This window comes from Microbulbifer mixtoriginis (SeqCode) (assembly GCF_052467235.1).
Window position 1 is genome coordinate 3,633,547 of record NZ_CP174305.1, and the last position, 12,783, is coordinate 3,646,329.

Here is a 12,783-nt window from a genome sequence, read left to right on the forward strand (position 1 = left end):
TAATTTTGTGAAAATGACGGGATAGACGCTCATCATCGCGTTCATTATTATCCGGAAGATATTACCTTGGCTTACCGGTGCCCGCCAGTGGGCCTGTGCGCTAGGATTCCAGCTTAGCCCTTATTTAGTCCTTTTTGTCGCTTTTCGGGGTGATTAGTCAAGTTACTTTCGGCAATCTGGACCCATAAGACAACTTTCATTGAGTGAAAGTGTTTTTTATTAAGGGTTATAAAAAATTGCACATTTTGTCCTTAATTTTCCGCTGGCGACTCAAAAGCGTTTAGGAAGAACAGTATAATCGCCAAGAAACGAGTTTGAAATTTGGGGATCGGTTTCCAATGCGCCAGATGTTGCCCGATTCGAGTCTTCACTCGAACGAAATGGCTGTTTGTGATTCAGATGCCCAGGCTCAAGAGGGGCGCTCTCCAGGGTATTTAAATCTTGCAGCGTTGACTTCGCTTTTCCTTCTGTGGGGTTTTATCACCGGGCTGAATGATGTTCTGGTGCCACATCTTAAAAATGTTTTTGAGCTGAGTTATACCCGCGCTGTCCTGGTACAGTTTTACTTTTTTGCAGCCTATTTTCTGGTTTCCGTTCCTGCTGGGTTGCTGTTGCGTAGAGTTGGTTATCAGTTGGGGTTGGTCTTTGGTTTATTAGTGGCTTGTGCTGGTTGCCTGGTTTTTATTCCTGCTGCGCGCCTGCAAATCTATGAAGTGTTTTTATTGGGGCTTTTTGTACTGGCTTCTGGTATTACAGTATTGCAGGTATCAGCAAATCCCTACGTTATTGCTTTGGGTAGTGCCAAAACGGCTCCAAGCCGTTTAAACCTAACCCAAGCATTTAACTCTCTGGGAACTACCTTGGCGCCGGTTGCCGGTGGTGCCGTTTTTTTTGCCGCGATTTCAATGGGCGCCGATCCCGATACGGCAACTAGTGTCGATGAATTTCGCGCTAGGGAGGCGGCCCTGGTGGAAAAACCCTATTTCTGGTTGGCAGTAGTGCTGTTGATGATGGTGGCTTTTTTCTCCTGGATTCGCTTGCCGACAATCCCCGAACACCGCCTTTCTCACAGTACAAGCCCGCCCCGCAGTGAGACTTTTTCCATTTGGCGCTTTCCCAGATTGACACTGGGGGCAATTGGTATTTTTGCCTATGTAGGCGCCGAGGTAGCTATAGGAAGTTTCCTGGTTAGCTTTTTTAGTGAATCCTCTGTTGCTGAAATGCAGTTATTTGAAGCGGCAAAGTATGTTTCCTACTACTGGGGTGGCGCTATGGTAGGCCGCTTTGCCGGGGCCCTGCTGCTGCGCTATGTTTCTGCGGGAAAAACACTGGCAGTGTGTTCACTGGGTTCTGTAGTACTTATCGGGGTGGCGATGCTCTCCTCTGGTTATTTGGCTGTATGGTCGATTGTCGCTGTGGGGGGTTGCAACTCCATTATGTTTCCAACCATATTCAGCCTGGCGTTGCGAGGTTTGGGTCAGTACACCAGTCAGGGCAGCGGTGTCCTGTGCATGGCGATTGTTGGCGGTGCGGTTATTCCATTGCTTCAGGGGATGCTCGCCGATGAAGCGGGTATTCAGATTTCTTTTTTAGTACCGCTGCTGTGCTACTGCTATATCGCTTATTACGGTGCTTTTTCTCCGGCTCTGCGTGGCGCTGCGATGGAGTAGTGGGCAAAGGCAACTGAAACGTTTCTCCAGGCTATTTTTTAAGTAGTCCAGCTAGAAATTGTTTTCCGCCTTGTCTGTGATTTAGCCCAATCCATCGGATTTCTATTGGCGCTCCTCGGCAAGTATTGCACTTTGCTCCGTTGATACCGTTGCGTGGAATACCTGAAATCCAATCGGGGCCTTATTGGCTGTGGCTGGAGTATGGGATTTACACCGAAATAATAATATCTGTGTTACTCATTCTGATAGCGATGGAATTGGTAGGACAGAAGGACTCGCGTGGGAAAACTTTGGGAGTTATCCGTGAAATTAAAAAAACGATTTTCACTGAGCTTAATGCTCTGTGTTTCGGCACTTGTTGGCTGTCAGCCGCAGGGGGAAGAAGTTCCGTCAAAAGAGGATAACTCCCAGATAAGCAGTGGCGGTAGCCTGGAAAACTGGCCGCTACTCGAGCCCGCGTTTCCACGCAGCGAAAAGCGGGAAGCGCGTATTTCCGAAATTATGTCGCGCATGTCTTTGGAAGAGAAGGTGGGGCAAATGATTCAGGCGGAGATCCGCCACGTCACCGCTGAAGATGTTAAGAAATACCATCTGGGCTCTGTGCTAAACGGTGGTGGTGCCTTTCCAAACAACGATAAGTTTGCCACGCCTAAAGATTGGCTCGCGCTTTCCGATGCCTTTTTCAAGGCTTCCATGGACACTTCCGATGGCGGTGTTGCTATTCCCCTGATTTGGGGCTCCGATGCGGTGCACGGTCACAATAATGTTATTGGGGCAACTCTTTTTCCCCACAATATTGGCCTCGGGGCGGCGAAGGATGCTGAGCTGATCGAGCGTATTGGTCGTGCGACGGCCCGCGAGGTCGCTGTTACCGGTATCGACTGGACTTTTGCCCCCACTGTGGCGGTAGTGCGGGATGACCGCTGGGGACGCACTTATGAAAGTTATTCTGAAGATCCGGCTGTAGTGGCTGACTATGCGGAAGCCATGGTGAAAGGGTTGCAGGGTGGCAAGAACGAAGCCGATTTTCTGCGCGGGGAAAACCTGGTCGCCACGGCTAAGCATTTTGTCGGTGACGGTGGAACTACACGTGGAATCGACCGCGGGGATAACGCTGTGCCTGAAAAGGAGCTGGCAGAAGTACATGCGGCAGGTTACCTGACCGCTTTGCCCGCTGGTGTGCAAACGGTAATGGCTTCTTTTAATAGTTGGAATGGTGAGAAGCTGCATGGCCATCAATACTTGCTGACAGATGTCTTGAAGGAGCGTTTGGGTTTCGATGGATTTGTAGTCGGGGACTGGAATGGTCACAGTTTCGTACCGGGTTGCACTCTGGAAAGTTGTGCCGCGGCAATTAACGCTGGTCTGGACATGTTTATGGTGCCTGCGGATTGGAAGGCCCTCTACAACAATACCTTGGCTCAGGCGAAGAGCGGTGAAATCCCCACTGAGCGTTTGAATGATGCGGTGCGCCGCATACTGCGAGTGAAACTTCGCGCCGGCTTGTTCGAGCGTAATATGCCCCTAGCGGGCAAGGCTGGTATTCTCGGCAATGCCGAGCACCGCGCTATCGCCAGAGAGGCAGTGCGGAAGTCTTTGGTGTTAATGAAAAACAATGATCAATTGTTGCCGCTAGCCGCGAAGCAGAATGTTCTAGTCGTCGGCGATGGGGCCGACAACCTCTCCAAACAAAGTGGTGGTTGGACAATATCCTGGCAGGGCACTGGTAATACCCGTGAAGATTTTCCCGGTGCTACTTCCATCTTTGAGGGCATCGCCGCAGCCGTAAAGAGCGTGGGTGGTGAAGCCATACTGAGTGAGGATGGAAGCTTTACCGATGCCAGCTTTGCCAATGGCAAGGCACCCCAGGTGGCTATTGCCATTTATGGTGAAGAACCCTACGCGGAATGGCATGGTGATATCACAAATCTGGAATACCAGCGCGGTAATAAGAAAGATCTGGCACTGTTGAAGAAATTGCGTAAACAGGAAATTCCAGTTGTCAGTGTTTTCCTGTCCGGTCGCCCGCTTTGGGTGAACAGTGAATTAAATGCATCGGATGCTTTTGTGGCCGCTTGGCTGCCGGGGTCTGAGGGTGCCGGTGTGGCCGATGTATTATTCCGAGGTGCCAAAGGTGAGATTCGCTACGATTTCACTGGTAAGTTGCCCTTTAGCTGGCCGATGTACACCAATCAAACGGTTTTGAATCCATACCACGAGCACTACGATCCCCTGTTTGCTTTGGGTTACGGCTTGAGTGTGAATGAGGAATCCCTGGTCAGCAACGACTTGCCTGAGACCAGCGAAAATATGGCTGCGGCTGGACTGGAGGATGCCTGGTTATTGGTTTCCCGTCCGCGCGCTCCCTGGGTATTGAATATTGCCGAAGACGGAGCCAAGGCAGTACCAGTGAATGGCAACCGAGCGGCCAGTGGTGAGGATAACAATATCGTTGTGACCTCGATTGATATGTCCTCTCAAGAAGATGCGCGTTTGATCGAGTGGAAGGGCCTGCGCCCCGGTGCTGTGCAGTTGTCTGCGGAGTATATGCAGAACTTGGACATTTATTTGGAGGAGGGCTCAGCCTTGAGCCTGAATATTCGCGTTGATCAGAAGCTGCGTGAACCGTTACAAGCGGCGGTGACCTGTGGAGAGGGCTGTATTGCCAGAGTGCCGCTGCAAGCCACTCTGAAAACCATGCCGCTGAATAACTGGACCCGTCTCTCGGTGGACCTGCAATGCTTTGCCAAAGCTGGCGCTGACTTTAGCAAGGTTTTCAGTGCCTTCCGCTTGGAGAGTGAGGGGGTCGCAGCGATAGCCGTAGCCAATGTTCGATTGGTACCCGATGCGGCAGCTTCTGCTGATATTCGCTGTGCGGGTTAGTGACTTTTATCTCTAGCCGTTTTTGGTAATTAAATGCCCGGGTCTGTAAAAATTGAGGTCTGGGCTACACCTCTCTTTTAAGTGATTGAGTTGCTGAAGAGCTGTAGCTCTGCAATATCCCGCTTCCCGCTCAGAAGTCCATCAACTCAAGTTGCCAGCACCGGTATACTGTGTCGATCTCAGTTCCAGGGTATAGGCAGTGACCTCCAAATCCGCAGCAAATTCTCTACCGCAACTTATAAAGTCTTCGATGCAGCGCCACCCGGCTCTGGGACAGCTATGGGTTGGATTTTCTGGTGGCTTGGATTCCACTGTCTTGCTGCATCTTCTCAACCAGAATGGTATCCCCGTTAAGGCAGTGCATGTGCACCACGGCCTAAGTAGTAATGCAGAGCGCTGGCTTGGCCACTGCGAAGCTGTTGCCCGTGAGCTGCAAGTGCCTTTTGTTGCGGTGCGTGTGCAAGTCGATAGAAGCGGTGGTGGGATAGAGCAGGGGGCGCGTAAGGCTCGCTACAAGGCTTTTGATTCGGTGATGTCCTCCGGTGATCAAATTTTGCTCGGTCACCATGGGGATGATCAGGCAGAAACCTTTCTATATAGACTAATGCGGGGAGCGGGCGTCCTTGGGCTTTCGGGTATGGCGGAGAGTCGGCCGTTGGGTGAGGGTAAATCCTTACTTCGTCCTTTGTTGTCAGCGGGGCGCCGTGAGCTGGAAGCCTGGGCCCTTGAACACGGGCTCAGCTGGATTGAGGATGAGAGTAATGCTGATGAGGCTTTTGAGCGCAACTATTTACGCCAACAGGTCATGCCTGTTTTATCCACCCGTTGGTCGGCACGGCAGAGTATTCAGCGGGCTGCAGATAATCTTAGGGAATCTGCATTACTGCTAGAGGAGTTGGCGCTTGCTGACTTGCAGATCTGTGATATCAGGCGAGAGAGGTTAGGGGAGAGCCTCTTTTTAGCGACGTTCATGAATTTAAGTATTGCGCGGCGCAAAAATCTACTGCGCGGTTGGGTGTTGCTGCAGGGTGGTATGGCGCCGGAATCCGTGGTTCTGCAAGAAGCTTTAGTGCAAATTGAGAAAGCGAGTGCGGATGCCCAAGTGGAAGTACGACTGGGTGGGTGTGTAGTGCGACGCTTTCAGCAGCGCCTCTATCTGACCCCTGTCATGGAGCCCTTTTCTACCACCGAAGAAAGCCTTCAATGGGATGGCGTGTCAGTACTACTGTTGCCCAGAGGTGGTGTACTGGAATCGGTGCAGGGTTGGCCCCAGGGGGTATATGAAGTGAAATACCGCCGGGGCGGTGAGCGCGTCCAGCCTCTCGACCGACTTCGCTCCCAGACTCTCAAGAAGGTGTTGCAGGAGAGGGCGTTGGAACCCTGGCTGCGAGACCGGATACCGCTCGTGTATCTGGATGGAGAGCTGGTGGCAGTTGCCGATTTATTCTGCTGTAAGGCGGGCTGCTCCACTTTGCCAGTAGCACCTTCGGTGAAACCGCCCAGCTGGCGGTTTTTCGATTGAGCGGAGAGGGGTTTTCTGCTACCCTGGCGCCCCGTCTCAAAGGCACCGGGAGAAGCTGGATTATCCGCCCGGGCCAGCCCTGTAAGCTCGACATTCATCGAGCGCTCAACTGACCAAGGTTTTGCATGACGCGCTATATTTTTGTAACTGGTGGCGTGGTTTCCTCGTTGGGGAAAGGTATCGCCTCCGCCTCTTTGGCCGCCATTCTCGAGGCCCGTGGCCTCAAGGTTACCATCCTCAAACTGGACCCCTACATCAACGTAGACCCGGGTACCATGAGCCCCTTCCAGCACGGTGAGGTGTATGTCACCGAGGATGGTGCCGAGACTGACCTGGACCTGGGTCACTACGAACGCTTTATCCGTACCCGGATGTCCAAGCGTAACAACTTCACCACCGGCCGCGTGTACGAGACCGTACTGCGCAAAGAGCGCCGTGGTGACTACTTGGGTGGCACCGTACAGGTGATCCCCCATATTACCGACGAGATCAAGCGCCGCGTTGTAGAAGGTGGCCGCGATGTCGACGTCGCTATTGTTGAAATCGGTGGCACCGTAGGTGATATCGAATCCCAACCGTTCCTGGAATCTGTGCGTCAGCTGCGTGTGGAAATGGGCACCAATCGCGCCCTGTTGATCCACCTGAGCTATGTGCCTTTTCTTGCCACTGCTGGTGAAACCAAGACCAAGCCGACTCAGCACTCTGTTAAAGAGTTGCGTTCTATCGGCTTGCAGCCGGATATTCTGCTGTGCCGTTCCGAGCGCGAGATCGATGAGGACTCCCGCCGCAAGATCGCACTGTTTACCAATGTTGAAGAGCGCGCTGTAGTACCGCTGCCCGATGCCAAAACCATCTACGGCGTCCCGCGTCTTCTTCACAGTTACGGCCTCGACGATATCGTTGTGGAAAAACTGCAGCTGGAATGCCAGGCACCAGACCTTTCCGAGTGGGATGAAGTGGTCGATGGCAAGCTGAACCCCCAGCACGAAGTGAAAATTGCCATGGTTGGCAAATACATGGAGTTGCTGGATGCCTATAAGTCCCTGATCGAGTCCCTGACCCACGCGGGTATCAAGCATCGCTGCAAAGTGGATATCGACTTTATCAACGCTGAAGACGTTGAGGGTGAAAACGGCATTGACCTGATCAAGGATGCCGATGCAATCCTGGTTCCCGGTGGATTTGGTGAGCGCGGTTTAGAGGGCAAGCTTGAATCTGTTCGCTACGCTCGTGAAAACAATATTCCTTACCTGGGCATCTGCCTCGGTTTACAGTCTGTGGTTATCGAGTTTGCGCGCAATGTGCTCGGTCTCGAAGGTGCCAACAGTACTGAATTTAATACTAAAACCCCGCACCCTGTTATCGGCCTGATCACAGAGTGGATCGATAGTGAAGGCAATATCGAGAAGCGCGACGAGCAGTCTGACCTGGGGGGCACCATGCGCTTGGGTGGCCAGGAGTGTCGCTTGGCTAAAGATACCAAGGCTCGCGATATCTACGGCGCAGACGTCATTGTAGAGCGTCACCGCCACCGCTACGAAGTGAACAACAACTACGTTGATCGCCTGCAGCAAGCCGGTTTGAAAATTGGCGGCTGGTCTGCAGACGATACCCTGGTAGAAATGGTTGAATTGCCGAACCACCCCTGGTTCGTTGCTTGCCAGTTCCACCCGGAATTTACTTCAACCCCGCGCGACGGCCACCCGCTGTTCGAAAGCTTTGTTGCCGCCGCAATGAAGCAGCGTGAAAACCAGGGTTAATCAGTAATCCGCCCCCGGTCTCTGTGATTGGGGGTGAGATGACAGGGAGCTGACAGTGAAAACAATTGAAGTCGGAAATATTCAGGTCGCCAACGATAAGCCCTTTGTGCTTTTTGGCGGTATGAATGTACTGGAATCCCGCGACCTGGCGATGCAGGTGGCTGAGCACTATGTAAAAGTCACTGAAAAACTGGGTATTCCCTATGTTTTTAAAGCGTCTTTTGACAAGGCCAATCGCTCTTCCATCAACTCCTATCGCGGACCGGGTATGGAAGAAGGCCTGAAGATTTTTCAGGAAATCAAAGACACTTTTAAGGTCCCCTTGATTACCGATGTCCACGAAGTACACCAGGCTGCTCCGGTTGCCGAAGTCGTGGATATTCTCCAGCTGCCGGCCTTCCTGGCCCGCCAGACTGATCTGGTCGCCGCTATGGCAGCGACTGGTGCAGTGATCAACGTCAAAAAGCCCCAGTTTATGAGCCCTCCGCAAGTTAAAAATGTGGTGGAGAAATTTGCTGAGTGCGGCAATGAAAATATTCTTTTGTGTGAGCGCGGTGCCTGCTTTGGCTACGACAACCTGGTTGTCGATATGCTGGGCTTCAGTACCATGATCAATGCCTCCGGCGGTGCGCCGCTGATTTTTGATGTCACCCACTCACTGCAAATGCGCGACCCTTCCGGTGCTGCCTCTGGTGGTCGCCGTGCACAGGTCACTGAGCTGGGCCGAGCAGGTTTGGCTATTGGTATTGCCGGCCTGTTCCTGGAAGCACACCCGAATCCAGATAAGGCATTGTGTGATGGCCCCAGTGCATTGCCACTGGAGAAGCTGGAACCATTCCTCGCACAGATGAAAGCTGTGGATGATTTAATCAAAGGCTTTACGCCTCTGGATACTGAATAAAAGTAAGAAATACATAGCGCGCGCCCTTTTTGGGCACTTGGTACTTATTCTGTAGCTATTATTCATGGAAGCTACGATTAGAGATACTCACAAAAAACTGTGAGAAAAAGTTTCACAAGAGTAAGAACCCTTAATTGTTGCGTGCAGCTATTGGAAAATTTCTTTCAGTAATTACCTTTTTAATAAGTAACAAGTTTAGTTAGTACTAATACGGAGCCCATTGTTAATGAGCAAGATTGTCGCTGTTAAAGCCTACGAAGTGCTGGATTCCCGCGGTAACCCTACCGTCGAAGCCGATGTAATCCTGGAAGACGGTTCCATTGGTTCCGCTTGCGCTCCTTCTGGCGCCTCCACTGGTTCTCGTGAAGCTCTGGAATTGCGCGATGGCGATAAAAGTCGTTACCTGGGCAAAGGCGTATTGAAAGCGGTTGAGAATATCAACACCACTATCGCCGATCTGCTCAAAGGTATGGACGCAACTGATCAACGCGCCCTGGATAAGGCGATGATCGATGCCGACGGTACTGAAAACAAAGCTAACCTGGGTGCCAACGCTATTTTGGCGGTTTCACTAGCGGCCGCTAAAGCCGCTGCAGCTTCCAAAAAAATCCCCCTGTATCAGCACATTGCTGAAGTAAACGGCACTCCGGGTGAATACTCTATGCCGGTTCCGATGATGAATATCCTAAACGGCGGCGAGCACGCCGATAACAATGTGGATATCCAGGAGTTTATGGTTCAGCCCGTTAAAGCTGAATCTTTTGCCGAAGCCCTGCGTCAAGGTGCTGAGATCTTCCATTCACTGAAAAAAGTACTGTCCAGCAACAGCCTGAACACTGCGGTTGGCGATGAAGGCGGCTTTGCTCCGAACTTGCCATCCAACGAAGCCGCTCTGAAAGTGATTGCTGAAGCGGTAGAAAAGGCCGGTTACACCTTGGGTGATGACATTACCCTGGCTCTGGATTGTGCTTCTTCCGAGTTCTACAAAGATGGCAAGTACGACTTGGCTGGCGAAGGCAAGCAGTTCGACAGCGAAGGTTTCGCCAGCTATTTGGCTGAGTTGTCCGCCAACTATCCGATCCTGTCTATCGAAGACGGTATGGACGAGAGCGATTGGGGCGGCTGGAAAATTCTAACCGACAAGATAGGTGAAAAAGTACAGCTGGTAGGCGATGACTTGTTCGTAACCAACACCAAGATACTAAAAGAAGGTATCGAGAAAGGCGTGGGTAACTCTATCCTGATCAAGTTCAACCAGATCGGCTCCCTGTCCGAAACTCTGGACGCGATTAAGATGGCAAAAGATGCAGGCTACACCGCTGTAATCTCTCATCGCTCTGGTGAAACCGAAGACACCACCATTGCTGACCTGGCTGTAGCTACCGCTGCTGGCCAAATCAAAACCGGCTCCCTGTGTCGCTCCGACCGCGTAGCTAAGTACAATCGTCTGCTGCGTATTGAAGCTGAACTGAATGGTTCCGCTCCTTACCGTGGCCGTGCTGAATTCAAATAATCAATATTTGAATCGCACATTGGTATTGCAGAGGGATTCCTCTGCAATACCTATAATACGAACAAGCGAAATATCGTAATCTCGTATGAAATGGCTGCTGGGAATTCTTACCTTTATTCTGCTTGCCACTCAGTATCGTCTCTGGGTTGGTGATGGCAGTCTTGCCGAAGTTACCCGTCTCAAACGACAGCTTGCTCAGCAACAGGAAAAAAATGCAGCTTTAGCGCGGGAAAATCGCCAGTTGTTGAGAGAAGTACGAAGCCTGAAAGTGGGCACTGATGGTGTCGAAGCCAAGGCACGCTATGATTTGGGATTGATTAAGGAAGGGGAAACCCTGTTTATCTTCCTGGACTCGGAAGAGGCTAAAAAGTGATTACAGATTATTGGGTGGTTGTGCCCGCTGCGGGTGTTGGTAAACGCATGGGAGCCGATCGCCCTAAGCAGTATTTACCATTACTGGGGCGCCCTTTATTGTCCCTAACCCTGCGGAATATTTTAAGTTGGCCGGGACTTGCTGGCGTTGTTGTGGCCCTATCAAAGGATGATGAATTTTTCCCGCACTTGAAAGAAGCTTCTCACCCATTAATGCACACTGTAATTGGTGGCGCTGAGCGAGCGGATTCTGTCCTCTCAGCCCTGGAATTTCTCGCTCAACGGGAACATGGCGACACCCCAGTGCTTGTACATGATGCCGCTCGGCCATGTGTTGCAATGGAAGACATTAGTGCACTATTGCACAGCCAGGTTGCACAGACCGCGCTGCTAGCGCGTCAGGCCAGTGATACTGTAAAGAGAGGGTCTGAGATAAGCGGTGTTCAATGTGTTGAACAAACCCTGGATCGCAAACAGATATGGCTTGCGCAGACCCCTCAGCGAGCGCCTCTTGCACTACTTCGCTCCTGCCTCAGTCAAGCATTGCAGCAAGGTGAAGCTGTTACAGATGAGGCAAGTGCGTTGGAAATTTTTGGTCACTCTCCGCAACTTGTTGAAGGTCGGAGTGACAATATCAAAGTGACCCACCCCACCGATATCGTAATGGCAGAGACCATTTTACGTCTGCGCTACGCTCCCACCGAGGATTATCGATAGTGAGTTTTAGAATTGGCCAGGGCTTTGACGTGCATGCGTTTGGCCCTGGCGATCATGTTGTGCTTGGTGGAGCAAAAATTCCCCATAGCTTTGGTTTAAAAGCCCATTCCGATGGGGATGTGTTGCTGCATGCACTTTGCGATGCGCTTCTTGGTGCTTTGGCTCTCGGTGATATCGGTCATCATTTTCCCGATACGGATGAGCGTTTTAGTGGAGCGGATAGTCGTGCCCTTTTGCAACATGTCATGACCCTAATTAAGGAAAGGGGATATCGCCTGGTGAATGCTGATACCACTCTCATTGCACAGGCTCCCAAGATGGCTCCTCATGTAGAAACCATGCGCGGCTATATTGCTGCGGATTGCGGTGTGGATATCGCCGATATTAGTGTGAAAGCAACGACTACGGAGAAGCTTGGCTTTACCGGGCGGAGTGAAGGAATTGCGGCCCAGGCCACTGTTTTACTTGAGCGATATGATGTCTGAAGTCTGGAATCTAAATTGGCCCCGCGCTTTGGGTGGGGCGGCAATCTCTGCTGATTTTCGTACTGTTGCGGAAGATTTTGTTGTCGATGAGATGGCTTTTCCCGAACCTACAGAGGACGGGGAGCATGTGTATCTGCATATTAAGAAGCGGGGGGCCAATACTGTCTGGGTGGCAAAACAGCTAGCCAAACTCGCCGGAGTGCGCCCTCTGGATGTCAGCTACTTTGGGTTGAAGGATCGACATGCCGTAACCACGCAGTGGTTTAGTGTTTGGCTCGGACAGAAGCCAGAGGCAGATTGGTCGCAGATCAATAGTGAAGAAGTTTCACTTCTGAGGTTTTTTCGAGGCGGCCGTAAACTACGTCGCGGGGAGCATGTAGGCAATCGGTTTAAAATTCGCCTGCGCAATGTAAGTGGTGATCGGGTGGCTGCGGAAGAGGTGCTTAAACAGGTAGGTGGCGGAGTGCCAAATTACTTCGGTGAGCAGCGCTTTGGTATCGATGGCGGCAACCTGAACCTGGCGCGTCACCTGGCGGAAGAAGAGGGACGCTGTCGTAAGAATGAAAAGGCCTTTGCCATGTCGGCTGCGCGCAGTTGGCTGTTTAATCAGGTATTGGCAGAAAGAATCACTCAAGACTGCTGGCAGCAAAGTATTGAGGGTGAGCCACAAAGTGAGCCCAGTGGTCCTTTGTGGGGGCGCGGTAGAAACCTCGCCACAGGTCCTCAAGGCGAATTGGAGCAGCAAGTACTAGAGAAGTGGCTGAGCTGGTGTAACTGGCTGGAACATTGCGGGCTCAAGCAAGAGCGAAGACCACTGGCCCTACGTCCAGAGGCCTTTCGTTTTGAGTGGCAGTCTGATGACCTCCTCTTGGAATTTGCGTTGCCGCCTGGGGCATTCGCAACAGCCTTGCTAAGGGAGGTGGCACAGCTGGTCAATGTGAACTCGGACACATAAAATTT

Annotated in this window: 10 protein-coding genes; all 10 read left to right on the plus strand. The window is 51.7% G+C overall.

From position 1 onward, the window contains the following. The first annotated feature begins 338 nt into the window (after positions 1 to 338). The gene (locus ACJJIO_RS15860) at positions 339 to 1,670 is read left to right on the plus strand and encodes a sugar MFS transporter (protein WP_444909046.1); all 1,332 of its coding nucleotides are present in this window, start codon (positions 339 to 341) and stop codon (positions 1,668 to 1,670) included. Positions 1,671 to 2,006: 336 nt separating this feature from the next. Continuing rightward, entirely contained in the window at positions 2,007 to 4,553 is a 2,547-nt protein-coding gene (locus tag ACJJIO_RS15865) for a glycoside hydrolase family 3 protein (RefSeq protein ID WP_444911003.1), read from the plus strand. Between the two features lie 199 nt (positions 4,554 to 4,752). After that, positions 4,753 to 6,075 (plus strand): tRNA lysidine(34) synthetase TilS, encoded by a 1,323-nt coding sequence (tilS, locus tag ACJJIO_RS15870; protein ID WP_444909047.1) that lies wholly within the window; start codon positions 4,753 to 4,755, stop codon positions 6,073 to 6,075. Positions 6,076 to 6,200: 125 nt separating this feature from the next. Then, the gene (gene pyrG, locus ACJJIO_RS15875; protein ID WP_252085084.1) at positions 6,201 to 7,835 is read left to right on the plus strand and encodes a CTP synthase; all 1,635 of its coding nucleotides are present in this window, start codon (positions 6,201 to 6,203) and stop codon (positions 7,833 to 7,835) included. Between the two features lie 55 nt (positions 7,836 to 7,890). Then, on the plus strand, positions 7,891 to 8,736 hold the full coding sequence (kdsA, locus tag ACJJIO_RS15880) for a 3-deoxy-8-phosphooctulonate synthase (RefSeq protein ID WP_444890926.1): 846 nt from the start codon (positions 7,891 to 7,893) through the stop codon (positions 8,734 to 8,736). Between the two features lie 226 nt (positions 8,737 to 8,962). Then, positions 8,963 to 10,249, plus strand: a complete 1,287-nt coding sequence (gene eno, locus ACJJIO_RS15885; protein ID WP_444909048.1) for a phosphopyruvate hydratase — start codon at positions 8,963 to 8,965, stop codon at positions 10,247 to 10,249. A gap of 85 nt (positions 10,250 to 10,334) precedes the next feature. Next, positions 10,335 to 10,622: a septum formation initiator family protein gene (locus ACJJIO_RS15890; protein ID WP_252085086.1), complete on the plus strand. Its 288-nt coding sequence runs from the start codon at positions 10,335 to 10,337 to the stop codon at positions 10,620 to 10,622. After that, positions 10,619 to 11,338, plus strand: coding sequence for a 2-C-methyl-D-erythritol 4-phosphate cytidylyltransferase (gene ispD / locus ACJJIO_RS15895; protein WP_252085087.1), 720 nt, complete (start codon positions 10,619 to 10,621; stop codon positions 11,336 to 11,338). Before ACJJIO_RS15890 ends, ispD begins: the two co-directional genes overlap by 4 nt. Next, on the plus strand, positions 11,338 to 11,823 hold the full coding sequence (gene ispF, locus ACJJIO_RS15900; RefSeq protein WP_444909049.1) for a 2-C-methyl-D-erythritol 2,4-cyclodiphosphate synthase: 486 nt from the start codon (positions 11,338 to 11,340) through the stop codon (positions 11,821 to 11,823). The genes ispD and ispF overlap by 1 nt, the downstream gene beginning before the upstream one ends. Further along, positions 11,813 to 12,778 (plus strand): tRNA pseudouridine(13) synthase TruD, encoded by a 966-nt coding sequence (gene truD, locus ACJJIO_RS15905; protein WP_444909050.1) that lies wholly within the window; start codon positions 11,813 to 11,815, stop codon positions 12,776 to 12,778. Before ispF ends, truD begins: the two co-directional genes overlap by 11 nt. The last annotated feature ends 5 nt before the right edge of the window (positions 12,779 to 12,783 follow it).